The 26,651-nt window shown below is 44.9% G+C and carries 24 protein-coding genes; 10 read left to right on the top strand and 14 right to left on the bottom strand.

From position 1 onward, the window contains the following. Positions 1-27 precede the first annotated feature (27 nt). Genes ATL39_RS01860 through ATL39_RS01850 form a run of 3 tightly spaced genes read right to left on the bottom strand, consistent with a single transcriptional unit; the run spans position 28 to position 3,694 of the window. Positions 28-1,515, bottom strand: a complete 1,488-nt coding sequence (locus tag ATL39_RS01860) for a UDP-glucose--hexose-1-phosphate uridylyltransferase (protein WP_120191587.1) — start codon at positions 1,513-1,515, stop codon at positions 28-30. After that, positions 1,512-2,513, bottom strand: coding sequence for a UDP-glucose 4-epimerase GalE (galE, locus tag ATL39_RS01855; protein WP_120191586.1), 1,002 nt, complete (start codon positions 2,511-2,513; stop codon positions 1,512-1,514). Before galE ends, ATL39_RS01860 begins: the two co-directional genes overlap by 4 nt. Beyond that, positions 2,510-3,694, bottom strand: a complete 1,185-nt coding sequence (locus ATL39_RS01850; protein WP_211326957.1) for a galactokinase — start codon at positions 3,692-3,694, stop codon at positions 2,510-2,512. Before ATL39_RS01850 ends, galE begins: the two co-directional genes overlap by 4 nt. A 173-nt stretch (positions 3,695-3,867) precedes the next feature. Between ATL39_RS01850 and ATL39_RS01845 the strand changes: the two genes are divergently transcribed. From ATL39_RS01845 to ATL39_RS01835, 3 genes are all read left to right on the top strand, one after another. After that, positions 3,868-4,773: a PucR family transcriptional regulator gene (locus tag ATL39_RS01845; protein ID WP_120191584.1), complete on the top strand. Its 906-nt coding sequence runs from the start codon at positions 3,868-3,870 to the stop codon at positions 4,771-4,773. Between the two features lie 118 nt (positions 4,774-4,891). Then, positions 4,892-6,046: an ABC transporter ATP-binding protein gene (locus tag ATL39_RS01840; RefSeq protein ID WP_120191583.1), complete on the top strand. Its 1,155-nt coding sequence runs from the start codon at positions 4,892-4,894 to the stop codon at positions 6,044-6,046. A 745-nt stretch (positions 6,047-6,791) separates the two neighbouring features. Beyond that, entirely contained in the window at positions 6,792-7,049 is a 258-nt protein-coding gene (locus tag ATL39_RS01835; protein WP_120191582.1) for a hypothetical protein, read from the top strand. Positions 7,050-7,058: 9 nt separating this feature from the next. Here the strand turns inward: ATL39_RS01835 and ATL39_RS01830 are convergent, their stop codons facing one another. After that, positions 7,059-8,852, bottom strand: a complete 1,794-nt coding sequence (locus ATL39_RS01830; RefSeq protein WP_120191581.1) for a solute:sodium symporter family transporter — start codon at positions 8,850-8,852, stop codon at positions 7,059-7,061. A gap of 255 nt (positions 8,853-9,107) precedes the next feature. Between ATL39_RS01830 and ATL39_RS01825 the strand changes: the two genes are divergently transcribed. Continuing rightward, complete coding sequence (locus tag ATL39_RS01825) at positions 9,108-10,547, top strand: carbon starvation CstA family protein (protein ID WP_120191580.1); 1,440 nt, start codon at positions 9,108-9,110, stop codon at positions 10,545-10,547. A gap of 361 nt (positions 10,548-10,908) precedes the next feature. On the opposite strand, the gene ATL39_RS01820 is transcribed toward ATL39_RS01825, so the two are convergent. Genes ATL39_RS01820 through ATL39_RS01805 form a run of 4 tightly spaced genes read right to left on the bottom strand, consistent with a single transcriptional unit; the run spans position 10,909 to position 14,550 of the window. Then, on the bottom strand, positions 10,909-11,625 hold the full coding sequence (locus ATL39_RS01820) for a FadR/GntR family transcriptional regulator (RefSeq protein ID WP_120191579.1): 717 nt from the start codon (positions 11,623-11,625) through the stop codon (positions 10,909-10,911). 59 nt (positions 11,626-11,684) lie between these two features. Beyond that, positions 11,685-12,389: a LutC/YkgG family protein gene (locus ATL39_RS01815; protein WP_120191578.1), complete on the bottom strand. Its 705-nt coding sequence runs from the start codon at positions 12,387-12,389 to the stop codon at positions 11,685-11,687. Next, the gene (locus tag ATL39_RS01810; RefSeq protein WP_120191577.1) at positions 12,389-13,813 is read right to left on the bottom strand and encodes a LutB/LldF family L-lactate oxidation iron-sulfur protein; all 1,425 of its coding nucleotides are present in this window, start codon (positions 13,811-13,813) and stop codon (positions 12,389-12,391) included. Before ATL39_RS01810 ends, ATL39_RS01815 begins: the two co-directional genes overlap by 1 nt. 17 nt (positions 13,814-13,830) lie before the next feature. After that, positions 13,831-14,550: a (Fe-S)-binding protein gene (locus ATL39_RS01805; RefSeq protein ID WP_120191576.1), complete on the bottom strand. Its 720-nt coding sequence runs from the start codon at positions 14,548-14,550 to the stop codon at positions 13,831-13,833. A 261-nt stretch (positions 14,551-14,811) separates the two neighbouring features. Between ATL39_RS01805 and larA the strand changes: the two genes are divergently transcribed. The 6 genes from larA to crcB all read left to right on the top strand — a co-directional run bounded on the left by larA (position 14,812) and on the right by crcB (position 19,703). Further along, positions 14,812-16,068, top strand: coding sequence for a nickel-dependent lactate racemase (gene larA / locus ATL39_RS01800; protein ID WP_120191575.1), 1,257 nt, complete (start codon positions 14,812-14,814; stop codon positions 16,066-16,068). 32 nt (positions 16,069-16,100) lie between these two features. Next, positions 16,101-16,925 carry an ATP-dependent sacrificial sulfur transferase LarE gene (larE, locus tag ATL39_RS01795; RefSeq protein WP_120191574.1) on the top strand — a complete coding sequence of 275 codons (825 nt, stop codon included), beginning with the start codon at positions 16,101-16,103 and terminating at the stop codon, positions 16,923-16,925. Positions 16,926-16,946: 21 nt separating this feature from the next. Further along, the gene (gene larB / locus ATL39_RS01790) at positions 16,947-17,624 is read left to right on the top strand and encodes a nickel pincer cofactor biosynthesis protein LarB (RefSeq protein ID WP_120191573.1); all 678 of its coding nucleotides are present in this window, start codon (positions 16,947-16,949) and stop codon (positions 17,622-17,624) included. Then, a complete protein-coding gene (gene larC, locus ATL39_RS01785; RefSeq protein ID WP_120191572.1) occupies positions 17,621-18,814 on the top strand; it encodes a nickel pincer cofactor biosynthesis protein LarC in 1,194 nt (397 codons plus the stop codon). The genes larB and larC overlap by 4 nt, the downstream gene beginning before the upstream one ends. Positions 18,815-18,909: 95 nt before the next feature. Beyond that, positions 18,910-19,332, top strand: a complete 423-nt coding sequence (locus ATL39_RS01780; RefSeq protein WP_120191571.1) for a fluoride efflux transporter FluC — start codon at positions 18,910-18,912, stop codon at positions 19,330-19,332. After that, positions 19,329-19,703 (top strand): fluoride efflux transporter CrcB, encoded by a 375-nt coding sequence (crcB, locus tag ATL39_RS01775; RefSeq protein WP_120191570.1) that lies wholly within the window; start codon positions 19,329-19,331, stop codon positions 19,701-19,703. Before ATL39_RS01780 ends, crcB begins: the two co-directional genes overlap by 4 nt. Before the next feature lie 140 nt (positions 19,704-19,843). Here the strand turns inward: crcB and ATL39_RS01770 are convergent, their stop codons facing one another. The 6 genes from ATL39_RS01770 to ATL39_RS01745 form a co-directional block, all read right to left on the bottom strand. Beyond that, positions 19,844-20,587: a class I SAM-dependent methyltransferase gene (locus ATL39_RS01770; RefSeq protein WP_120191569.1), complete on the bottom strand. Its 744-nt coding sequence runs from the start codon at positions 20,585-20,587 to the stop codon at positions 19,844-19,846. A 336-nt stretch (positions 20,588-20,923) separates the two neighbouring features. Then, positions 20,924-22,126 (bottom strand): amidohydrolase family protein, encoded by a 1,203-nt coding sequence (locus tag ATL39_RS01765; RefSeq protein ID WP_147419324.1) that lies wholly within the window; start codon positions 22,124-22,126, stop codon positions 20,924-20,926. Next, positions 22,119-23,399: an amidohydrolase family protein gene (locus tag ATL39_RS01760; RefSeq protein WP_120191567.1), complete on the bottom strand. Its 1,281-nt coding sequence runs from the start codon at positions 23,397-23,399 to the stop codon at positions 22,119-22,121. The genes ATL39_RS01765 and ATL39_RS01760 overlap by 8 nt, the downstream gene beginning before the upstream one ends. Beyond that, a complete protein-coding gene (locus tag ATL39_RS01755) occupies positions 23,392-24,405 on the bottom strand; it encodes an ABC transporter substrate-binding protein (RefSeq protein WP_120191566.1) in 1,014 nt (337 codons plus the stop codon). Before ATL39_RS01755 ends, ATL39_RS01760 begins: the two co-directional genes overlap by 8 nt. Positions 24,406-24,428: 23 nt before the next feature. Continuing rightward, positions 24,429-25,223: an ABC transporter permease gene (locus tag ATL39_RS01750; protein WP_245960914.1), complete on the bottom strand. Its 795-nt coding sequence runs from the start codon at positions 25,221-25,223 to the stop codon at positions 24,429-24,431. Positions 25,224-25,309: 86 nt separating this feature from the next. Then, positions 25,310-26,641 carry an FAD-binding oxidoreductase gene (locus tag ATL39_RS01745; RefSeq protein ID WP_120191564.1) on the bottom strand — a complete coding sequence of 444 codons (1,332 nt, stop codon included), beginning with the start codon at positions 26,639-26,641 and terminating at the stop codon, positions 25,310-25,312. Between the last annotated feature and the right edge of the window lie 10 nt (positions 26,642-26,651).

Below are 26,651 nucleotides of genomic sequence, written 5' to 3'. Positions count from 1 at the left end.
TTATGTCATCCTTTCCCTGCTTGAAAGCTATCGGCCTATTCTCTGGACAAAAGATTGGAATCCTTCCTGTCCATCGGCATTTCTTTTAAATACACCGGCATCATGCAGCACTCTAAGAAATTTTTCACCAACAGCTTTTTGAAGGTAACCCTCTATATCCTGTTCGTTTGTCTCTTTGTACCGCCATTTTAACTCTTCTGCCCATTCTAAATGCTTAGCAGCGACCGTATTCACTTCTCCCTGAATAAACTGTCTGATCTCAGCCAGTTCTTCAATCAAACGTTTAGGAAGAACCGCCAGTCCCATTACTTCAATTAGGCCGATGTTTTCCTTTTTAATGTGGTGAACATCCTGGTGCGGATGAAAAATGCCATCTGGATAGGTGTCAGTTGTTCTATTATTCCGGAGTACTAAATCGATTTCATACGCTGTGCCTTTTTTTCTGGCAATTGGTGTAATTGTATTATGCGGGACACTTCCAGTAAAGGGAAGAATCATTCTAGTTTCATCTTTGTACGTTTTCCACTTTTCCAATACGTGCACCGATGCTTCCACTAAAGAATCGATGCTTTCTGAACGAAGGCGGATGACACTCATCGGCCATTTTACTGTTTCTGCTTCTACAGAAAATCCAGGCAGGTTGAAAGAGAAATCTTTTTCCGCTCTTTCTAAAGCAAAAGAATATCGGCCGCCCTGATAGTGATCATGGGAAAGAATCGAGCCTCCTACAATAGGAAGATCTGCATTGGAACCCATAAAATAATGCGGAAATTTTTCTACGAAAGCTAATAACCTTTGAAAAGCAAGACGTCCTATGACCATGTCCCGATGCGTACCGCTTAATAGTATCGAGTGTTCACTGTAATATATATAAGGCGAATACTGCAGATACCAGGCTTCTCCTTCTAAAGACATTTCTATTAATCGATGATTTGACCGCGCCGGATGACCTACGCGCCCGCCGTATCCTTCATTTTCCATACAAAGCAGGCATTGCGGGTAGGCATTTTTCACTTTGGCGTATTTTTCAGCTTCTATATCTTTAGGATCCTTTTCAGGTTTTGAGAGATTAATCGTAATATCAAGTTTGCCGTAAGGCGTTTCGTGAAAAAAATGAACATTTTTTTCAATACGGTCCATTGGAATATAATAGGAGTCTTTGCTCAGCTTATAAAAATAATCTGTTGCTTTTACAGGAGCTTCTTCGTAGAAAGCCTCAAATGTTTTTTGAATTTGGGAAGGACTTGGCAGAAAGATATTCATTAAATCCGCTTTCCATTTCTCACGAAAATCCAACAGATCTTCTATAAGGTATTGAGATACGGCATATTCAGTCAGCTTCTTCAATAATACAGGAACAGCCTCATCGGCCTTTGTTTCTGGGACCGGAGCTGCGGACAGCTGCATTTTATCCGTAACCTGATTAAGAGCATAGCGTTCGTCTCTATTTTCAATCAAGCCTGCTTTTACTGCCGCCTGTACTAAAGCATAGGCGTCCTCGTTTATTGTAGTCATCTTTCCACCCTTTCCTGATAGCCATTGGGGGAGCGCTGGTGCCAGTTCCATGCATCCGCGATAATTTTATCTATCGTCGTGCGCTGTGGATTCCATCCCAGTATGTCTTTTGCTCTATTTGAAGAAGCCACCAGCTGAGCCGGGTCTCCAGATCTTCTTTCCCCCACACGAACAGGTATCGCACAACCGGTTATTTTTCGAGCTGCCTCTATCATCTGTTTCACACTAAATCCAGCGCTGCTCCCAAGGTTGAACACATTGCTTTTTTCACCGCGCTTTAAATAATCCAAAGCAAGGATATGCGCTTCAATTAAATCCTCTACATGAACATAATCGCGAATACATGTACCATCCGGTGTTGGGTAATCTTCACCGAATATTGTTATATGCTCCCGCTGCCCTAAAGCTGTCTGCAGAATAATGGGAATAAGATGTGTTTCAGGATTATGATCCTCACCAATTTCACCATTCTCTCTGGCTCCACCTACATTAAAATAGCGCAATGATACATAACGGATGCCATATGCTTTTTCGCACCATTTCATCATTTTTTCCATTGCCAGCTTTGTTTCTCCATAGGGACTTTCCGGTTTGGTATCTGCGCTTTCTTCTATTGGTGTATAAGCAGGCTCTCCATAAACAGCTGCAGTAGAAGAAAACACAATGGAAGAGACTCCGTGCGCCGCCATTGCTTCAAGTAATACCTGGGTGCCGTGTACATTATTATCATAATAGGCCAATGGCTTTTCCGTTGATTCTCCTACCAACGAAAAAGCTGCAAACATCATAACGTGCTCAATGTCTTCCTCTGTAAATACACGTTCAACTAACTCACGATCCCGCAGGTCTCCTTCATAAAAAACAGCCGCTTCCGGAATAGAAGCCTTATGGCCGGTTAATAACGCATCAAGTACAACAACACGTTCCCCACGGTCTATCAGCTGACGAACCGCATGAGAGCCAATATAACCAGCGCCTCCAGCAACTAAAATAGTCATCCCTGCACCCCTTCCATTTTCAACTCTTTGACACCATCTCCAGCAGCAGCTGGATAAAAAGAAGCTTCATATCCGATTTTATTTAAATACGCAGCTCCCACATTTTTAATAAACGCATCCACATGTTCATTTTCTACAAAAGCAATGGCACATCCGCCAAATCCTGCGCCTGTCATTCTGGCTCCATTTACTCCAGGCTGTTTCCAGGCAGCTTCCACAAGTGTATCCAACTCTGGACCGGTTACTTCATAGTCATTTTTCAGTGATTCATGCGAAGCATTCAGCAACTCTCCGAAAGACTTCCAATCTTGACTCTGCAGGGCACTTACTGCTCTTTTTGTCCGTTCATTTTCCGAAATAACATGCGCTGCCCGTTTAAACACCGTTGCTTTTTCAATCGTATGATTCAGTTCTTCCCACATGTTTGATGTTACTTCTCCAAGGCTTTGAATACTTATATGATCCTGCAGAATTTGAAGAGCTTCTTCACATTCTTTTCGTCTTTCATTATAAGCAGAACCTGCAAGTGTTCTTTCTTTATTTGTATTCATAATAAGTAATGTATGGGTATCGACCGGCAGCGGGGCATACGTGTATTCCAGCGATTGACAGTCAAGCTGCATGGCATGTCCTTTTTTACCGAACCCGATAGCAAATTGGTCCATAATGCCACTTTGTACACCAATGTACTCGTTTTCCGCCTGCTGTGCGTAAAGTACCAGCTGCTTTATCGAAAGGCCCCATTCTTCCCATTCATTAAATAAATAGGCTGCGGCGAGTTCTATAGAAGCAGAAGATGATAATCCGGCGCCATTTGGTATGTTTCCTATAAAATAAATATCATACCCATGAGAAAGACTAAAGCCGTTCTTCTGAAGGATAGATATAATGCTCTTAGGATAGTTAGCCCAGCTGTGCTCTTTCTTATAGGTGGTGTCCTCTAATGTAAACGTAATCATTCCTTTCGATAAAAAATTACCTGAATAAAATCGACAGGTATCGTCCAAACGTGGTGCTGCATATACATAGGTACCAATGGTAATGGCGCAGGGAAACACATATCCTCCGTTATAATCTGTATGTTCCCCAATAACATTTACTCGTCCCGGTGCAAAAAAACTTCGTTCCGCCCGACGACCAAACAGGTCTTCGAAGACTTCCAAATCATCTATATTCATCATAATCGCTCCTTTTTAAACCTTCTTTTGCTAAGTATAGCGAACCATTAGTAAAAACTCAATAAATTTTACTAAAATTTTAGTTAGTCTTTTCTTTTTTATTCTATTAAGACATCCTTTTCATTTTATTTCTGCATACGCTACACTTGGGGTATTACATACAAAGGAGCCCTGTTATGTTTGCAGAACTAAAATCCATCATTCCCAGTATCCAGCACACTTCCGATGTTTCCAATGAAAAAGCAGGAGATTATCTATTTTTTACACTTGATGACGGTGACAGGGTGGCCGTGGAGCCCGGCAGCCTGACTAGACGCGAGCTGGAAATACTGGAATTTTTTCTGACTTCCGATGACATGAAACTGCCCGACATTCCGGCAGACAGCTGGGAATCTTATTTAAAAAGAGCCGGCACCAGCCGTCCTAAAGATCTGGACACGTACAGCTATTTCCAGTTTCTTCATATAGAAGGAAAGGATATTGCAGCTTCCCGACAGGATATTCACGCAATTATTGACTCTTATTTTCAGCAGTCGTTCACTATTCTTGAGATCAGCCGCAGGCAGGTTCTGGTTATTCTTATGAGCCGGGAGCCTTTTGAGTACAGCGGGTTTCATCCAGTTGAATTAGCGGAAATTATGACCAGTGATCTTCTCACTGATATGAAGATATATGTAGGACGCTACCTGCACCATACGGAGAATCTCGTTGAGCTGTATGAGTTTGAAGCCCTCTTGTTTATTTCCTACCAGCGTCTGTTTCCTGCATACCGCGGGTTTAAAACAGCAGAACATCTGCTGTTTGTGTTTCCCGGCCTTTCTGAGTCCAACAAGCGCATAGCAGCCGCTTATTTGTTTGCACGGCTCGAGACAGATTCGGAAACGATTTATACGCTGTATCATTTTTTCTTATCCAGTATGAATGTCAGTCTTGCTGCGAAAACACTACACCTGCATCGTAATACGCTGCAGTATCGAATTGACAAAATAACGGGGATAACCGGCATTGATGTGCGCTTTTTCCCTAATGCAGCGGCCTATTATTATGTGATCAAAACAATGTTCGCCGATGCTATACGCTGAGCCTTCGTCAAAATGACGAAGGCTTTATGCTTATTTTTGTGAAATTTGTCTGTATATTTGCGTAAAGATAACGCTTACAATAAAACCTATCACACATAACCGAAAGGGGAACATATACATGGCAACGATCGACTTAAAAAATATCTACAAAAGCTACGACGGAGGAGACACAAACGCCGTAACGGATTTTAATTTAAATATTGAAGATAAGGAATTTATCGTATTTGTCGGCCCATCCGGGTGCGGAAAGTCTACGACGCTTCGTATGATCGCAGGACTCGAGGACATTTCAGACGGCGATCTGGTTATAGATGACGTTAAAGTAAACGACCTGCCTCCAAAAGACCGCGATATCGCGATGGTATTCCAAAACTACGCTTTGTATCCACATATGAGCGTATACGACAATATGGCTTTCGGCCTCAAGCTTAAGAAATTCAAAAAAGAAGAAATCGATAAGCGCGTTCAGAATGCTGCTTCTATTCTGGGACTCGAAGAATACTTAAAAAGAAAACCGAAAGCGTTATCAGGTGGTCAGCGTCAGCGTGTTGCTCTTGGCCGCGCAATCGTTAGAGACCCGAAAGTGTTCTTAATGGATGAGCCGCTTTCCAACCTGGACGCAAAGCTGCGCGTACAGATGAGAGCAGAAATTATCAAACTCCATAAGCGCCTGCAGTCCACGACTATTTATGTAACGCACGACCAGACAGAAGCTATGACGATGGCCACCCGTATCGTTATTATGAAAGACGGTTTTGTTCAGCAGGTCGGGTCGCCAAAGCACGTATATGATCATCCGGTTAATATGTTCGTGGCAGGCTTTATCGGCTCCCCTGCGATGAACTTCCTGGAAGGAAAGCTTGTAGAAAACAAATTCCGCGTCGGCGAAACTGAACTGACGGTTCCGGAAGGTACAATGAAAAAAATCCGCCAGGGCGGATTTAACGAGAAAGAGCTTGTACTCGGCGTCCGTCCGGAAGATATTCATTCCGAAGTGCTGTTTACAGACTCCTTCCCGGATTCTACGTTTACCCTCCCGATTGAAGTGGCGGAAATGAACGGAGCAGACGTTATCCTTTACAGTAACCTGGGCGGCCAGGAAGTTATCGCCCGCGTCGATTCCCGCGATAACGTATCGGTCGGGGACAACCTAAAAGTAGCGATCGATATGAACAAAGTACACTTTTTCGATAAAGAAACAAAACAGTCCATTACCGATCAGGATGTGCTTCAGCAGGCTAAAGATGCTGAAAAAGAATCCGTTAACTATTAAAAGAAAAGCGTAAGCGGCTCGTACAGACGCGCCGGGTTCTGGACCATTCGCGCAGGAAGCCTGCTTCCGGAGAAGAATGGGAAGAATCCCCAAGCGTTTAGCCGCTGAAACTGGACAATAAGAAAGGCGGAGATTTCCGTTCAGCCCCTTAGCTTCTGGACCATCTGCAAGAGGAGCCCGCGACTCGCTGACAGATGGGAAGAAGGCTTATGGGGCTGGAGATCACAGCTGGACAATAGAAAAGCATTCGGCTCGTTTGTACGAGCCGAATGCTTTTCTTTATGCACAAATTCTGCCTGATGCATTGGAAAAGGCGCCCCCGAGTGGTTATCCACTGTAGGGGCGCCTTTGTGCTGCGAATAGAATAAAATTTCCATTTTTACATAGAGTGCTGAAGCAGTAAGGCTGTTGGTTACTGCTTTTGCTGTATATAATGTGCTGCCGCGGTTAAATTCACCATTATCGTTCAGTAAAACGTCTTAAACAATGTAAGCCCTACCTTCTCTTACATTCTTACGGCTCTTTAGCCGATCCAGGTGATTAAAATGTTTCTATTCATAAACCTTAGGTTGAATGCCAAAATATTTGTTTATCTTTATATTTTCACATTATATATTTTTTCTTCGCATATAACAATTCTTCATTATACAAGAGGAAAAGGAAATTGTCCAGCCTATTCACGTAGTAGACAGATTCCCCCTATCCCGATATGCTAAACACAAACTTCCAAAAAGGAGAAAAGTCGATGAATGCGTCACTCGAAACCCTCTGGCTGCTGGGCATGCTCATCGCTGCAGCTGCATCATTGATTGCTGTAATCATCCAGGATCTTACGGCGCTCGCCGTGTCTGTATCCCTTCTTTTCACGCTGACCTATTTATTTCGTTCCAGCCGGATGAAGGAAGAGGGCCGGGAAAAAAAAGCCCGTTTTTTTAAAAGAATCAGCCTTTTTTTCTTTTTCTGCTTTCTTCTGGCAGCCGCCAATGCGTTGACGATGCCTTAACCGCCTTTATTATCCCAAATTTTCATCCCTTTCACGTTCCAATGTCCGCTGAACTGCTTCTTCATGCGTCGTATGCACAAAGTGTTCGTATTTATCTCTCCAGCTTTGCAGGGCTTTCACATAGAATACAGCGGTTAAAAGCAGCAGCGCGCCAACCGCAGGGAAAAACCAGCCGGAAACAACACCTCCTGCATAGGCTGCGCCGATCGGTGAAAATACAAGGTAAGCCAAAATGATCAGGCTGAAAAGAATGACAGTGACAGGCAGGCTGTATTTCCACGGAGTCATATCTACTTTTGCGTTGGCGTAAAAATGATGTTCTTTTTCCAATGGGCGGATCCGGCCCGCTGTAAGCATAATTCCTGTTTCAATAACGAAAAGCACCGCCGAAATATGGACAAAGCTGATAGGGATTTCGACTCCAAAAAACGTTGGCAGCCCCCAGATAAGAAAATAGTAGCTGATCACATGAAAAATAATAACAATTTTTGCTCCCACCGCGGGCACCCTTTTCGTAAAGATGCCAACAAGCACAATCGTAATAATAGGAATGTTAAAAAAGCCGGTAAACTCCCTGATAATATTCCATAATCCGTCCGGTGCATTCATTAACATCGGGGCGACGAAAAAGGACATAAGAGCCAGAATCGTACCAAACCATTTGCTCACCCGGATCATCTGGGTATCGGTCGCCTGCGGGTTAATCCCTGCTTTATAAATGTCATAGGCAAACATAGTAGATGCACTGTTCAATAAGGAATTAAAGCTCGAAAATACGGCGCCGAGAAGCATGGCCAGAAAAAATCCGGAAAGAAAGCCCGGCAGCAGATTCGCTACTATCGTTGGATAGGCTAAATCAATCGGATCCAGTTCTCCGCCGTACAAATGAAACGCAATAACGCCGGGTATCATCATTAACAGCGGCACGAGCAGTTTATAAAACCCCGTTAAAAGGGCTCCTTTCTGCCCTTCTGCCAGGCTTTTTGCGCCGAGCGTCCTCTGGATAACATATTGATTGGTTCCCCAATAAAAAAGATTCATAAATATCATACCGGTAAAAATAGTGCCGAAAGGAATCGCATCGTCTCTGGATCCTACAGCATTGAGCTTTTCCGGATTGGTTGTCGTTATCGTATAAATGCCATCTAAAAAATTACCGCTGCCCAGACTGATCAATCCAATAACAGGTACTGTCAATCCAATGAGCAGAAGGCCTATGCCATTCAGCGTGTCCGAAATAGCCACGGCTTTCAGCCCTCCGAAAATGGCGTAAGCCGCTCCTATTAACCCAATCATCCAAACCATAATCCATACGGCCTGATCGATAGAAATGCCCATCAACCCCGGCAGATCAAACAGCTGCAGCACGGCAATCGCTCCCGAATACAGTACAGAAGGAATCGTGACCAGGCCGTATCCGAGCATAAATAACACAACGACATAGCGGCGGACACCGTCATCAAACCGGCTGCTCAGAAAACCCGGCAGCGTAGAAAAAGCTCCCCCTAAATATCTCGGCAGCAGGACGAGGGCGAGAATAATAACGGAAAATCCCGCGGTTACCTCCCAGGCCATATTAGACATATTGGCACTGTAGGCCTGGCCGTTCAAGCCGATTAACTGCTCGGCAGAAAGGTTGGTTAATAAAAGAGAACCTGCGATAAATCCCCCCGTCAGTCCCCTCCCGGCTAAAAAATAGCCATCCGAGCTGTTTACCTGGTTTTTTGTTTTTATGTAAGAATAAACGGCAATAAGCCCCATAAAAAAAAGACAGGAAATGATGGTAAATACAAGGCTGTTCATTGCTTTACTTCCTCTCCTTAATGTCTGCTCCGGCAGCTTTTCCAATTAATTATTTATTCACGATTCTGGTGGAGTGTAAACCTTTTTACAGACATTTCCATACAATAAAAAGGAAGCGTTTTCCTGAATTTTCTAATTTTTTTGTCAAAATACCCTTGCACCGACGCAGGGAAGTTGTTAGACTTTTTGACGAACACTTTTATCCTTTATCAAAGCAAAGGAATCGTGCAATCTATTATCTGGAGGCTTGTCGTCATGATTACGTTTTTTGTGTCTATTGCCTTGCTTATCGCAGGGTATATTTTTTATGCTTCTTTTGTCGAAAAAGTCTTCGGGATCGATAATAATAAACAGACCCCCGCCTACGAGAACCCCGGCGATTCTGATTATGCGCCGCTCAGCTGGTGGAAGGGCAGCTTAATCCAGCTGTTAAATATTGCCGGACTCGGGCCGATATTCGGAGCACTTTTAGGTGCGCTGTACGGGCCTGTCGCTTTTATATGGATCGTCATTGGCTGTATTTTCGCCGGAGCCGTGCATGACTATTTCTCAGGAATGCTCTCGCTTCGCCATAACGGAGCCCAGTACCCGACGCTAGTCGGTAAATACTTAGGGAAACCTATGCAGGTCGGTATTAACATAGTAAGTATCTGCTTAATGATTCTCGTGGCTGCCGCTTTTATTGCAGGACCGGCACAGCTGATTGCTGAGCTGTCCCCGCTTTCATTTGGAGCCGCGATTGCAATTATATTCGTTTATTTCTTTCTCGCTTCGGTGCTTCCGGTTAACCGTATTATCGGAAAAATTTATCCTATCCTCGGCGGTATTCTTATTTTTATGGCCGTATCTATTGCGGGGGCCCTTGTTTTTTCCGGGCAGTCGATTCCAAATTTAACGTTCTCCAATCTTCATCCGGAGAATCTGCCGCTCTGGCCGCTCCTTATGGTTACTATTTCCTGCGGTGCTATTTCCGGATTTCACAGCACCCAGAGCCCGATTATTGCCAGAACGATGAAAAAGGAATCAGAAGGCAGAAAGATTTTCTTTGGCACGATGATCGCCGAAGGCATTATTGCTCTCATCTGGGCTGCGGCCGGCATGACTTTTTTCGGCGGCACAGACGGGTTAGGTACAGCTCTTGCCAATGGCGGACCGGCGGGTGCTGTTAATGATATTTCCATTTCTCTTCTTGGAGGGCTCGGTGGCATTCTCGCTATACTTGGAGTTATTATACTTCCGATTACAACAGGAGATACCGCGCTGCGCTCTTCACGAATGATGCTTGCTGAATTATTAAGCCGCTTTTTCCACACAAAAGGCAAAATAGCGCTGATGCTCCTCACCATCCCGGTCGTGATTCCTACTATCTTTTTATCGCTGATTGATTACACGTTCTTATGGAGATATGTGGGATGGACCAACCAGCTTGTTGCGACAGTTATGCTCTGGACGGCATGTATGTACCTGCTTAAATCCGGTAAATTTCACTGGATATGCGGGATACCGGCTATGTTTATGACCGCGGTTGTCTGCACGTATATCTTTTACGCGCCTGAAGGACTTGCCATGCCTTACCAGCCTTCCATGCTGATCGGGGGCGGACTGACGCTTCTCGTACTGGCCTGGTATATTAAACAAATTGTAGTGACTAGAAAAAGACTGGCTCATGAAGACAAAATCGCCAGAGCTTCCTAAACGAAAATTGTATATTACTAAAAAGGGGCTGTCCTAAAAGTCCATTAAGAGACGAAACCTTTACATGGTGCTTTTATAAAAAAAGAGAAACAGGACCAGGCGGAAGCTTTCGGCAGGCCATGCCTCAGCTAAAGAGAAAAAACACCCCTTTATCCTCACCGATGGCTGTTCTGCCAGAGTCCCCGCCTGATCTTTGTTTCATTTGCGGTTTTCCTTCGTTTCAGCAAAGGGGGCCACCATGATAATACAAGAAACCTCGTATTCCTTTCAAAAGGAATACGAGGTTTCTTGATGGCCCTCTTTTTTTCTAATGAAATGGAAAATCAAATCCACAAAATAGGTTTTGGGACAGCCCTTTGATTTATTCTTTTTCTATTCCTTGTATCATTGTTGATTCTACATGCGTTAAATGCTCCAGCATTTTCTCGCGGGCGGCGGATGCGTCCCGGTTTTTTACAGCCTCGTATATATTCTCGTGCTCTTCATACAGCCGCTGTAATGTTTTCTTTTCTGAATACAGCCAGATTCTTCGTGTTTCAAACATCGTTTTTTGAAGCGTGTCAGAGAGCTGATGCATCATATCCGCCATAATGCTGTTACCGGTGCCGGAAGCCAGAGCCATATGAAAGGCCATATCGGCATTTTCTCCAAGGTTTTCCCCGCCGGAGGCCCGTTCCATAGCAGCAAGTGCCGCTTCCATTGCTTCGAGATGCTCTTCTTTTCGATTCATGGAAGCCAGTTCAGCTGCCCCTACTTCAATGATCTTCCGAATTTCAAACAGCTCCATCATTTCTTTTTTCGAAATAATACGTTCTGCTTTCATTGAATCAACCACACCGGAAAAATCATATTTATTTACAAACGTGCCGTCTCCCTGCTTGATTGTTACAAGGCCGACAGCCCGAAGTGCGCTCAATGCCTCCCGGACGGCTGAACGGCTGACCTGAAACTGACTGGCAAGCTGTACAACTGAATCAAGCTTTTCGCCGGGCTGGACATCGCCGCGTTTAATCATTTCTTCGATCTGTGCCCGCACGATTTCCGATATTTTTTTCGTTTCTATCTGCTTAAATGCCATCCGCCTTTACTCCCTTTTCTGTTGGTTACTCAAAAGTATATCACAGAAGAAATCCCGTTCTACATATCATCAACTAATATATAGCAGGCACGCACGGGCCCGTGAACACCTACCACCAGATTCATTTCGATGTCGGCGCTGTTGCTTGGTCCCGATATGAAGTTTATACAGGAAGGTATTCTTTCTCCCTTCTCTACGCGGCGGTGAATTTCTCCGGCAGCCTGGGTTATTCTCGGCACAATCGTACTGTATGGAATTATCGCGATATAGTACGTAGGCAGCAGGCTGACCGACTGGCCTCTGCCACCTCCGTTCATCAAAACGACGGTACCGGATTCCGCCAGCGTATAATCTGCAAACGTAATGCCGGCTTCTGCCTGTTCAGTGATCCTAATATTATCCTCATCCGGTCCACTTCCCCAGATCGTCATATTCGGACGCTGCAGAAAGGACTCCAGGCCGTATTCGGTGAACCTGGGATCGTCCCAGGCCACCGCTTTATCCGCCCCATACTCTTTCATTACTTCCTCGAGAACGTTTTCCAGATCCGCTTTACTCGATTCTTTAACATCGGTATGAATAGCGAGACACTGCTCTTTTAACACCTCAACCATCTCTTTTATGGTCGCACCGCGCAGAATATCATGCTGCGGGCTGTGTTTATACTGAGGACGCTTTACCCCTTCTGAACGGCGTTCCCGCCCCAGCTTATCTGCAATGTTCTGCAGAAAAGCATCCTGGTTTTGTACCGTGCCTTTTGCCATTATGACTCCTCCTTGCCGCGGTTTTGAAACCATTTACGAAAGCTCTCTTTTTCCGGAACGGGAAAATCCCTGACGTTCGTCCAGTCTTTTAACGGCCCCGGGCCACTTTCTATTTTTCCGTTTTTAGTAAATGGCGACATCATTGCCGGAGCCGCCTGTTCAGCCATATGAAACAAAGCCGGAGAGCTAGCAAGCATGCCAAATCCTTTCATCGCAAATCGTTCAGAGAGCGTCGTCATTTTTTCCTGCTCGGTAATTACTTTCCGATGTTCGATCAGCAGTTCATGCAGTGGAATCTTCACGGGACAGGCATCTGTACAGGCAGCGCAGAGGCTTGAAGCATACGGCAGATCTTTATGATCGTCATACCCTTCGAGCAGCGGCGTCAGCACAGCACCAATCGGACCCGGGTAGATAGATCCGTAGGAATGCCCGCCGACATGGCGGTATACCGGACAGACGTTAATGCAGGCCGCACAGCGGATGCAGTGCAGGGCAGATTGAAAGGCGGTGCCAAGGATGTTGGACCTTCCATTATCAACAATCACCAGATGAAATTCTTCCGGACCGTCCAGATCTCCTTCTTCTCTCGGACCGCTCAACCCTGTCACATAACTGGTCAGCTTCTGGCCGACCGCGCTGCGGCATAGCATTGTAACAAGAACCTCAAGCTCCTCCCACGTTGGCACAATACGCTCCATCCCCATCACGGCAATGTGGGTCTTCGGAATGGTTGTCGAGAGCCGTGCATTTCCTTCATTGGTAACCAGCGCTACACTGCCTGATTCAGCTACGGCAAAATTACATCCCGTGACGCCGATATCGGCGGTCAAAAACTCCTCGCGGAGCTGTTCTCTCGCAAATTGGGCCAGCTCCTCCGGCTTTGAGGTTTTTTCGTATCCTTTTAAATTCGCAAATGTTTCCCGAATCTGCTCTTTATTTTTGTGAAGGGCCGGCGTCACAATATGGGAGGGAGGATCATGATCGTCAAGCTGGAGAATATATTCACCTAGATCAGACTCAATCACTTCACAGCCGACACTTTCAAATGCTTCGTTCATACTGATCTCTTCGGTGACCATCGATTTTGCTTTGATGACTTTTTTAGCCTTCTTTTCCTGGGCAATTTTTTTCACATAGTCGTTGGCCTCTTCTCCTGTAGAAGCAAAAAAGACATGGCCGCCGTTTTTTGTAACATTTTCACTCAGCTGTTCGAGATAGAAATCGAGATTTTCCAGCGTGTGGGCACGAATTTCTTCTGACAGCTCCCTCCACTCTTCCCAGTGTCCCAGCTGTTCTTCCGCTTTTGCCTTATTAGATTGAAAGCGGGCCTGGGCAGAGCTTACGGCATCGCGCATAAACGTGTTGTCGATTCCCTGCTTGACGCGGTTATCAAAAGACCGTTCGCCTATTTTCATCGGCATGATGCATCTCTCCTTTTCTATTCTCTACTGTTAAGTACCTGGGCAATGTGCATAATTTTGACTGGTTTTCCGCCGCGCTGCAGTCTGCCGCCGATATTCATCAAACAGCCGGAATCAGCGCCAATCAGTATTTCCGCTCCTGTTTCTTCTACGTGTTCTACTTTTTCCTCTACCATCTGCTCGGAAATGGCTCCCATTTTCACAGCAAATGTACCGCCGAATCCACAGCAGTCATTCTTATTGGGAAGTTCATGAAGCGTAAGCCCTTCTACATTGGAAAGCAGCCGGAAAGGCGCCTCGGTTTCCCGGAGAAGGCGTGACATGTGACAGGAGGAATGGTAGGTGGCATTGGCATGCAGCACAGCTCCCGTGCTCTCCACCTTCAGCACCCGGACGAGAAACTGGGTAAATTCATACGTTTTCTCTCTCAGCTCCCGGGCTCTTTCTTTCCAGGCTGGATCGTCTTCGAGAAGATGCTCATATTCCCGGAACATCGCAGCACAGGAGCCGGAAGGCGCCACAACATATTCTGCTGAATCAAATGTCTTGATCATATGTTTGGCGGCTTTCTTTGCCTCTTTATGATAGCCGCTGTTGTAAGCTGGCTGTCCACAGCAGGTCTGGGCGTCCGGAAACTCGACCTCACAGCCCTGCCTTTCCAGAATCTCCACCACGTCTTTTCCTACTCCCGGGTAAAACACATCGCCGAGGCAGGTAATAAATAACGATACTTTCATGTCTTTCTCTCCCTCACTGCATATTTAGTGATAAGGTCATCTGATGACTATTAATGTAAGTGTTTACATCATACAAAATTTCGTTGCATGTTTCAACAATTATTCTTATTCCTTCATGATCCGCTCATCTGATCACTTTTACCTGTACTATTCAGCTCTGATGTTGGTATGATAGAAGATAATACCGTTCTTCCTATTTTTTAAATCAATATGTAACCGTTATCTTATATTAAGCAAAGCGACTATGAAGGAGGATTTATGATGCAGACTTCTCTACTTTATGGAAAACAGCATCTCGAGGTGAACGTTCCGGAGGATGCTTATATTATAGAACCGAATAACCTCCCGGCTTTAGAAGACCAGAATCAGGCTGTACGGGATGCCCTGCGCAATCCAATAGACACACCTCCATTACAATCCATGGCGAAAGCGTCTGATAAAGTAGCTATCGTCATCAGCGATATCACCCGGCCGACGCCAAATCACATTCTCGTTCCGCTTCTTATTGAGGAACTATCCCATATTCCCCATGAGCAGTTCGTGATTATCAACGGTACCGGCACCCACCGCGACCAGACGGAAGAAGAGCTTGTCGGCATGCTCGGCCAATGGGTGGTTGATAATATTCGTATTATTAACAATCACTGCCATGAAAAAGACGAGCTCGTTAACCTTGGCCGCAGCACGTTCGGCTGTGATATTTATTTAAACAAAGAATATGTAGAGGCGGACTTCCGTATTAACACCGGCTTTATTGAACCGCACTTTTTCGCCGGTTTTTCCGGAGGCCCGAAAGGAATTATGCCGGGAATAGCCGGAATTGAAACGATTATGACTTTTCATAACGCCAGAATGATCGGTGATCCTAAATCGACCTGGGGCAATATGGAAGACAATCCGGTCCAGAACATGACACGGGAAATAAACCGGGTTTGTCCTCCCGATTTCCTTCTTAACGTCACCCTCAATGGCGATAAGGATATTACCGGCGTATTTGCCGGGGAACTGTTTGCGGCTCACGAAAAGGGCTGTGCATTTACAAAGGAACATGCGATGATTCAGTGCGAAGAACGCTTTGACGTTGTAATTACAACGAACTCCGGCTACCCGCTTGACCAGAATTTATACCAGGCGGTAAAAGGTATGAGCGCCGCCCATAAAATTGTAAAAGAAGGCGGAGCTATTATTGTGGCAGCCGAATGCTCAGACGGCATTCCTGATCACGGCAACTTTGCGGAAATTTTCAGTATGGCTGACAGTCCGCAGAAACTGCTCGATATGATTAATGACCCGGAATTTAAAATGTTTGACCAGTGGCAGGTGCAGAAGCAGGCGGTCATCCAAGTATGGGCAGACGTATACGTTCATTCCAAACTGAGCAACGAGCAGATTGAACAGACCATGCTTAATCCGTGCAATGACATTGAACAGACGCTCGAAGACTTGAAGCAGAAATACGGCCCGGACATGAGTGTAGCTGTACTGCCGCTCGGACCTTTAACGATTCCGTATGTATAATTTTTTATGGCAACGAAAGGAGAGATCCATCCATGATTGAAAAAAAGCTGGAAAAGCTGGAATCTATTCTTTTGGAAATGAAAAGCGTCGTCGTGGCTTTCTCGGGCGGCATTGACAGCACCTTTCTGCTGCATGTGGCCAACCGGACGCTCGGACGCGAAAATGTACTTGCTGTTACAGCTGATTCGGAGACCTTTCCCGACCGGGAGCTGGCTGATACAAAGGAGCTGGCTGCCCACCTGGACGCATCCCATGAGATTATTTCCACGTCGGAGCTGAACATTCCGGGCTATGTGGAAAATACAAGCAGCCGCTGTTACCTGTGCCGCGATAACCTGTTTGAAAACCTGAAGCCGCTGCTTGAAACACGTCATTATAAAAATATTGTTTTTGGCCTTATCGCAGATGACATGGGCGAACACCGTCCCGGCATTATTGCGGCCAAAGAACACGGCGTCCGCGGTCCGCTGCAGGAAGCTGACTTATATAAAAGCGAGATTCGGGAGCTCTCAAAGGACATGGGCCTTCCGAACTGGAACAAACCTTCCTACGCCTGTCTCGCTTCACGAATTGCCTACGAGGAAACAATCACTATTGAAAAACTGAACCGGGTGGACGCGGCGGAACAGTATATCCGCGAACTCGGCATGGCTCAGGTCCGGGTGCGGTCGCATGATGAGATAGCCCGTATCGAAGTAGCACCTGAGGACATGCAAAAGCTCGCTTCTCTGCACAGCCGCATTTCCGAAAAGCTGGAGACGCTGGGATTCAAGTTCGTTACGATGGACCTCGCCGGTTACAAGAGCGGGAGTATGAATAAATCGCTGTCTTTATCCTCTCCTGTTTCCGTTGATTAAAGACAAAAAGGAGACTGCTTGATGACATTCGAAGATCTCGGCCATACCAAAGTCGATTACGACCGGGAAAGCCGGAATGGCTATCCGGAAATTATATATGGTGAAAGCAAAACGGCAGAACAGACGGCTGCTATTATAGAAAAACTGATCCAAAAGCATGGCAGAGCCATGGCTACCAGAATGTCCCCTGAAAAAGCAGAAGAAGTTCTTGCTCTTCACCCCAACGGTGCATACAAGGAAAACTCCCGCCTGCTTATTTATGGAGAACCAGCTGTATTATATAACGGAAAAATTATAATTGTGTCGGCCGGCACGTCGGATCTGCCTGTTGCCGAAGAGGCGGAATGGACGGCAAAATGGCTCGGCTGCGAAACAGAAATTATTCACGATGTAGGCGTAGCCGGCATTGACCGGCTGCTTTCCTACCGGGATGTTCTCCAGGAAGCCTCAGTTGTGATTACTGTAGCCGGTATGGAAGGAGCTCTTCCAAGCGTCGTCTGCGGCCTTGTGAAGCGTCCGGTCATTGCCGTGCCGACATCGGTCGGCTACGGTGCCCATTTTGACGGACTCACTCCGCTTCTCAGTATGCTGAGCTCGTGTTCTTCCGGAATGAGCGTCGTAAATATTGATAACGGATTCGGCGCCGCCTACCAGGCCGCCATGATTTTGAAACTGGCATCGGAAGGGGCTTCCTCATGAATACAATCTATCTGGACTGTGTCTCCGGCATTTCCGGGGACATGACGCTGTCCGCCCTTATTGACCTGGGAGCCGATATTTCCTATATACGCACCGAATTGGAGAAACTGCCGCTCGATTCCTTTACGATGGAAATCGTACCGGTGATCAAGCAGGGCATTTCTGCCTCCTATCTGCAGCTGGAAATAGAAGAACCTCATCACCATCATCACGATCATGACCATCATCACCGAAAAGCGGCTGATATTCTGGAAATGATCGAACAGAGCGCACTTGCGCCGCGGGTAAAAGACAGAAGCCGGCTTGTATTTGAACATATTGCGGAAGCAGAAGGTCATATTCACGGAATACCTGCCGCTGATGTGCATTTTCATGAAGTCGGTGCCATGGATTCGATTATAGACGTTATCGGCGTCTGTCTTGCACTGGAAAGTCTTGGTGCAGAACGAATTATTGCGTCCCCCGTGCCGACCGGCCAGGGGAAGGTCCGTATGGCTCACGGCCTGTATCCCATCCCGGCACCTGCTACAGCTGAACTGCTGACAGGCATTCCGCTTGCCTCTCTGGAAGCAGAGGGTGAACTAACGACGCCAACCGGTGCCGGATTTCTTAAAGCGCTGGCTGAGTCATTCGGAAGCCTGCCCGCCCTGCCTCTTCAAAAAATTGGATATGGTGCCGGCAAAAAAGATTTTGCCCACCCCAATGTGCTGCGCGCTGTATTATTTGAAGAACAGGCTGTTTCAGATGAAACGGTTTATACCCTGGAATGCCAGGTTGATGATATATCCGGAGAAGCACTGGGCTCGACGATGGACCGTCTGTTTCAGTCCGGGGCTCTCGACGTCTATTACACCCCGGTCTACATGAAGAAAAACAGGCCGGGTACGCTGCTTACTGTATTATGCAGGCAGTCGAACAAAGCTGTACTGGAAACTATACTTTTTAGAGAGACGACTACTTTTGGCGTAAGGAGCAGCCGGTGGGAACGCCGCATCCTTTCCCGCCATTTTGAAGCTCTGGAGACGCCCTACGGCCCTGTTTCCATTAAACTCGGCTTTGAAGGAGACATCCTGTATCAGGTCTCCCCTGAATACGACGATGTTGAGAAAGCTTCAAGCCGCAGCGACAAACCATTTGTTGATGTTTATGCGGAAATTAAAAATCTCGCGCAGCAGACTTTTTCTCCATAAAGCAGCAGCTCCTCTTTTTATGAGGGGCTGCTTTTTCTTTTGAGATAAAAGACGTATACTTTGGAGGGAAAACACATAGAAAGCCGGGGATATTCATGAACAAACGATTCGGGCCGCCAAGTGTTCTGCTGGCCATAGCCGCGGGTGCCATGCTCGGAACCCTTCTGCGCTATTCCATTAATGCCGCTGCATTCGATTCTATTTTCCCTTTCGGTACGCTTATGGAAAATTGGAGCGGAAGTGCGCTTCTCGGAGCTCTGACTGGTTTTTTTGCTATTTTTACCGTCAGGGAATGGATCAGCGCCGGTCTGGGTGTCGGCCTGTGCGGCGGCTATACTACTTTTTCGACACTCGTATCAGACACCGTTCTGCTGGGCTCTGCCCTCTCCCCGCTCTACATAGCAGCCTACATTCTACCTACTATTGTTGGCGGAATCGCCTTCGCCTGGGCTGGATTTGCAGGCGGACAGCGTCTTGGCAGAAAACTCCGGTCTTCTGAGGAGGGCCGCCGCTTATGATCGTTTTATTAATGATCGGGGGAGCAGCCGGGGCAGTCTGCCGCTATCTTCTTGGAAAATGGATAGACTACAGGTTCGCTGATCCTCCTTTTCCGACAGCTATGCTTACGGTTAATATTCTCGGTTCGGCGGGACTTGGTTTGTTTTTGGCTTTATTTTACGGCTATGTTCCGGGTGATGCCTACGAGGATCCTTTATTTCTTACGGCAGCCGTTGGCTTTTTTGGAGCTTTCACCACATTCTCCACCTTCAGCATGGAGTCATTCCGCCTGATTGAACGAAAAGCATACAAACCGCTGATTCTTTATGTAACGTTAAGCGTTATTGGCAGCTTTGCAGCGTTTCTGCTGTTTTACCTGCCGTTTTTGTAAAAAGAAAATGATCCTTCTAAAAAGACCTCTTCGAAAAGAGGTCTTTAATGTTACTTTAAAGAAAAAAGACACAGTAATTGTTGAAGTTATTCTATCACGGGTATAAAAATGCAGAAACGTACAATATAAGAAATCATACCTCATTGTGAATCTATTTTTTCTGCTGATATGATTAAAAACATCGGTCTGCGGAGTTCATCTTTCATTTGCGGCATACGCTGCAGCATCTCCTCAGAAGGAGCCGGCTCTTTGACTGACTTTATATAAAACCCTGCGCTAATTAAGCTGTTGATATACGTCGAAAGTGTTCGGTGATATTTAATTACCTTTTCTGTAAGAAATATCGTTTGACGCGATCCTTCTTCTTGATAATGATCTATAGGCCAATGCAGAATATTTCCCTGCTTATCGTAATACCACTCTTGTTTATTTTGGGAAGTAAAGATAGGATGTTCTACTGAAAAAAGAAAAGTGCCTCCCTTTTTCAGCCAATTGTGGACTTTTTGGCACATCCTTTCAAATGGCTCAATGTAGTGAAAAGCTAATGAACTTATAACTACTTCAAACTGGGCACTATCGAATTCTACATCTTCTATTGGCATCTTTATAAATGAAATGGCGGGATCATTCGTGCTGTCACGAGCTTTTTTAAGCATATTTTCGGAAATGTCCACACCTATTACTGAATCAGCCTGCTGTTCTCCTGCATAGCGGCAATGCCATCCAAAACCGCATCCCAGATCGAGAACATTTTTATTACGTAATGCTGGCATTAATGCTTTCAAAACGTGCCATTCACCGGCAGCTTCCAGACCTTTAACGGATCGCGGCATTTTTTGATAAGCAGTGAAGAAATTGGTATCATCATATTTATTTTCTTTCATACTATTGTTACACCTCCATTAACAGGAACGTTAAAAATAATAGAAACAATAAATCAGGCTGTTGAAAAAGACAAAAAACAGGTGTTTTTATACAAAATCTTTACAGGAGGTGCTTTCCGCAGGCCGAGCCTTAAGCTAAAGAGGAAAAACCCCTCTTTATCTTCTTCTATGGCTGTTCTGCAGGAGTCACCCCTGTTTATTTTCTTCTTTTCATAAGAGACTTTAAAAATATTCGATATCATGTATAGATATACAATATGGAACAGTTTCTTGCCAACTTAAAACAACTTTGCTGCTATTAATCTACTCACAGTTTGTAAAATGACGTATTTTAATTTAAGAAATAACCATGCCATTTTTACACACTACAAATGGTTTGCTATGTTCTGTAAAAAGGCTGAATAGGTTGTTTTCTTTATAAAGCAGAAATTCTGCGGGGCCATCTTCCTTTATTCCATAGTGCTGCACATTCATAGCCTTTGCTCCGTTGTAGGTAAGCATGTCTACTAAGCTGATCAGCTCCGGCTCTGTTGTAAACTGTGCCAAGTGAGCCATCATGTATCCTGCCTGAAGCATATTTCCATTACCAAATGGATAAAATGGCGTTTTGATATCATCGTGCGCAACACATACATTCACGCCTTGATCTCTCAATGCCTTAACTTTGGTAATTCCTCTGGCTGCATGCCTGCTGTCCAGTGATTTTCCAATAGTCGTACTGTTGATTAAAGGGCAGCTGATAACGTGAATGCCGGCCTGCTTAATTTTTTGTATTGTTTCAGCTGCTTTCGTTTCCTCATAGTAGCTCAGGGCATTAACGTGACTTATAGTAATGGATGGATTGTGATATTCTCCTTTTAAAGCAGCTTCAGCTATTTTGCTTGAAGACATGGAATCCGGATTATCTGTTTCATCGCAGAAAATATGAATTCCTTTTTTGTACTGTTGGGCCAGCCTGAAACATTCCTGAACAGCGGCGTCTTCCTGTTCTTCGGATTCTTCCAGATGGGGGACGGCACTAACTTGATCTGCGCCCATCTGTAAAGCTTTTTCAAGCAGCTCTCTTTTCCATGGTTCTTTCATTCCAAGCTGAGGAAATGCTGTTATTTCTATAGCTACTGTATTTTTGTATTTTTCTTTTACAGCAATTGCGCAGGAAAGAGCCTTCAAACCAGGCTCTGAGACGTCGATCATCCATCGGGTATATAAAATCCCCTGGCCGATAAATGTAGAAACTAAATCTTCCATTTGAGCTGTAAGTTCTTTTTTAATCAATTGGGACTTAGCACTGTCCCATATAGCAATACCTTCCTCAATCGTGCCGGACTTATTTTCTCCGACTCGTTCACCTGCTTTATAGGTGTCGGCATGATGGTGCATTTCTACAAAAGGCGGCAGTACTATGCCGCCTTCCCCCTCCACTGTTTTTGATGCCCGGCCTGAAGAGGATACAAACCGAAGGCGGTTATTTTCCACTCCTAAATGAAATAATACGGGACTGCTGTGTGTCCGGACATTTTTAATTAATAAATCAAGCATATATATTTCCTTTCTTCCATACACTGATTGTTTCCTGTCTTTCACTGACCCAGCGGCTATTTCTGTACACCTTTCTTCCCCCGGACTGTACAGATAGCAATTCTATTTCTCCCTTTCCTTCTATTAAAACAAAATCAGCTTTTTCTCCTTCTTGAATATGGTTGGTTTGACCGAATATTTCAGCCGGTTTCGTCGTTATCATTTGAAAGAGCCGGCTGATATCTTTTTGACTGGTTAAATGATTTGCATACGCAGCTATCAGAGCTGTCAGCAGCATATCACCATCTCCAAATGGATGAAACGGATCGTTGACATTATCTGACCCCACCGCTATTACAGCTTCTTTTTTCAGAAAAGACGTTACTCTTGTTGTGCCTCTGCGGACATTTTTTTTATCGTCTCTTCCCTGCAGACAGAGGTTTGCTGCTGGAAGCGTAACTGCGTATATTTGCTCTTGAATCATTTCATCTATAATAGAAAAAGCAGCTTCCTCTTCCATTGCCGAAAGCGAACAAAGATGTCCGGCAGTTGTTTTCTTTTGATAATCATATTTTTTGACCTGCTTTATTATATGACAAATAGATCTTACCTCCGGATCATCCTGCTCATCCGCGTGAAGGTCGATGAGCAGATCCCGGGAAGAGGCAAACGCAAAGAGATCGTCTATTTCTTCATTGCAGGATTCCGACAAATGAGGTGCGCCGCCGATTCCATCAATATTATTGGAAAGCAGCACGTCCTGCAGCTCGATATTCTTAGTCAACGGTTGAGACATATTTCCAACCATCGCTATAATCTGCAGATCAAGAATACCTCTATACTCTTCTTTTATTTTCGAGGCTGCCTGCAGTGCAATATTTCCTGCTTTGTCTTCGCCTGCATTAATATGTGTTCTCATTCTGCCGGTTCCGTATGAAACAGCCCGATCCATTAACCGCCGCATCCGCTCCATCATAGCTTCTTCCGTGAATGAAGGAAGCGCGGATTGATAATTTGTGATAGCTTCTCTTAACGTACCTGAGTAATTGGGAACCTGTTCATACGTAAATGCTTTGTCCAGGTGGGTATGTATATCCGTAAATGTAGGAAAGATTGTCCACCCACGTCCATCTACAGCTTTTTTGTTATCTTCCTCCCAATTCTGCGTAAAGATTAGTGCTTCATTTGAAACAGCCGGCATGATAGTATCATACCGACCGTCCTTAATTACAATATGAGCCTCGTCCAGATCCAGGCCTGGAACACAAACATTTTTTATTAAAAAATTATTCATTATGCGCTTCCTCCAGAAATTCCATATTAAAGGCTTCTTCGATATCTTCTTCACTGGAAGTAAGGTCAAGTTGGTTCATGTTGTCCTGAAGGGTCTGCCAGTTGTCCGCTTCCATGTACCCAAATCCGTTTTCTTCAGCGTCTCCCCCGTAGACAATTTCATCCATAGCTTCTTTGCTGTATTCCATTTTCTCCTCTGTTAAATCAGGATTCTGCTCCTGCAGATAAGTGTTGGTCTCATCCGGATTGTCCCTGTAATACTCCCATCCTGCTACAGTTGCATTCATAAATGCCTGCACTTTTTCCGGATTGTTTTCGATCATATCCTCTGTCGTGAATATTACGTTTCCATATGATTCAAACCCGGAATCACTTACTTTTAAATAATCAATGTCTACACCCTGCTCATCTAAAGAGTATGGTTCCGATGTCATATACCCTTGCGTTACTGCATTTTCATTATCTACAAATTCAGCTAGAGAACCTGTATAAGCCCGTTCCTCTACTTCCTCTAATTCATATTCTTCTTTAATATATTCCCAGTACCCAACAGCTGTTGCTGTAAAGACGGTTTTGCCTTCCAAATCCTCAAAGCTGTCCACCTGGCCTTCATGTGAAATCAATACATAAGGACTTTCCTGAAAAATAGCTCCTATCGCTACCAGAGGAATTCCTTCGTCTCTGGCAATCACTAAATCTTCGCCGCTCGTATAACCAAAGTCGGCGTCACCGGAAGCTACAATCTGGGTGGCCGAAATTTCCGGTCCTCCCGGCTCGATTTCCATTTCCAATCCCTCTTCTTCATACATGCCTTCCACCAATGCTGCATAGTTTCCACCGTGCTCCGGCTGAGCAAACCAGTTTGTTACAAGCTTTGCTTCTTCAAGCTCTGAAGAATCCGCCTCTGCTCCTGAGTTCTCTTCTCCTGATCCACATGCAGCCAATACGGACAGACTTGTTAATCCGACAGCGTACATCATCCACTTTTTCTGTGTGCTCTTTTTCATTATGAGTATCCCCCGTTTTTTTATTAATCTTTATTGTTTAATTCTGATTCATGCCACGAACCAAGTACCCATTTAGAAAACATATTAATTAATAAGAAAAATACAATACCCAGCAGGGAGGCTGCTATTCCGCACGCAAATAAGTAGGCGGTTTCCATTCTTGCAGCGGATACTGTGATAGCATAGCCTATTCCCCCGCTTCCTCCGCCGATGCCCGCGATATATTCACCAACTATGGCTCCAATAACGGCTAAGGTGCAGGAGATCTTCAGCCCTGCAGTAATATAGGGGAGGGCATAAGGAACACGAACTCTCCACATCACTTTCATCTTCGAAGCTTTGTAGAGCTTCATTAAATTGAGCATATCTTTATCTGTGGCATTCAATCCGATGAGTGTATTGGAAAGCATCGGGAAAAACCCAATGAGAAAAGTGATAATGACAATAGAATTCATACCGGACCCAAACCAAATAACAATAATTGGTGCAATCGCCACTACGGGAATGGTCTGTAGAATGACCGCATAGGGATAAAGGCTTTTTTCCACCCATTTGGAGCTCGCCATCAGTATAGCTGCGGCCACGCCTCCAATTACGCTGAGCGTAAAGCCAATGACTGCTTCTAGAATAGTGACAGAAACGGCCGTGGTCAGGTTAGCCGCATTCTCTACTGCAGCCGTAACGATAGCGGTAGGCGTCGGCAGAAGGTAGTGGGGAATCTGCAGCAGTCTTACAAGAAGCTCCCACCCCCCAACAAATATAATAAAAGCTGCTAAAGGCGGTAAGACTGAAATCAATTTACTTTTTCCCTTACTCATACTTTTAGCCTTCGGCTGTCCGCTTGTTCGTATAGAAGTGGTTTCCACATTACTATTCATGCAGGGCATGCTCCTTTCTATTTTGATTAAATAACCTCTCTGGTTTTCGGTATTTTTCCAGGGTTGAGCAGGTCATAAGGATCATAGGCTTTCTTTTTCTTTTTAATTTCATCCATTCTCATGTTGTAACCTCCGAACCCGAGCAGGTAGGTATGAGGATCATTAATTTGAATACCGTGTTTCTCAAAAAAATCAATAATGTCATAAATACGTTCTTTGGACCGGAATTGAAGGACAGGAAGCGCAGCCGGAGTTATTTCTTCATCAATTTTTATAAATTCGAAATGGAGCTGTACTTCATCTCCATACTCCTCTTTTATCGTATCGATTTGGCTGTGAAGTTTACTTTTATCAAATCTCGCCTGTAAATACGTCATATTTTCCCCGTTTTTATGTGCCCAAAGCGTGGAATGATTCCATGTGAAATCAGAAAGCTTCAAGCCTTTTTGGTACTTTTCGGAGGGTATGAACAAAGACATATTTCCCTTTTGACTTTCCACTATCTTTTCCATAGTTTTTTTCATAATGGTTGATTCTATTATTACAATCGAGCTGCCTTCGTCAATGTAGCTTATAAGAGGCTTATAATGCTGCGGCAGTGGCCACTCGCAGGTAGACAACAGCCGTAAAGGCATATTTCCCTGTTCAGTTAAGTACTGGCAGCAGTCCACGGCTTCTTGAAATGTGGGAAAGGTAAGCAGATATTGATTCCATTCCATTTTATCTTCGACAGGAAGCTCGGCTTCCAGCAGAATTCCCGTTGTTCCATATGTGTGGATAAATAAAAGAATTTCTTCCCCGTGTATGTGAAGAATTTTCGGATCTTCTTCAATAGTCATCATCTTGACGTACATGACATTGTTGTCCCACAGGTTCCCCCATCGAATAGATCCAATGCCTCCCGACCCGCCGCATAAAAAGCCGCTTACTGTCGACTTCATAAAAGTACTCGGGAAAATACGGAGTTCCTTCTCTTTTTTTCTCAGCTCTTTCTCAAGAGTACCCAGCTTTTTCCCTGCTTGAACGGTTACAGATGCAGAGGTTTCTTTAACGGTTTGATTCATCTGTGTAATGTCGATAATAATTCCGCCGTTTAACGGAATAGACTGACCGTAGTTTCCTGTGCCTGAACCCCTGACCGTTAATGGTATTTTTTCTTTCACTGCAAATGCTACAACCGTTCTTACCTCTTCTTCATTTTTTGGAAAAACCGCACAGTCAGCTTTCATGCCGTTTAATTCCTTGTATAAAATTGGAGAATACCAATAGGCATCTTTGGATAAGCGCTCTACCGTATCATTATCACTAGTTATTTCCGTTTGGTCCGCTATAGTGTTTTTTAACCTTTCCACCCACATACACTTTCCC

The sequence above is a fragment of the Sinobaca qinghaiensis genome (genome assembly GCF_003610495.1).
Taxonomy (GTDB): Bacteria; Bacillota; Bacilli; order Bacillales; family Marinococcaceae; genus Sinobaca; species Sinobaca qinghaiensis.
Note: the sequence above shows the minus strand (reverse complement) of the source record. Positions and strands in the feature narration are given on the sequence as shown.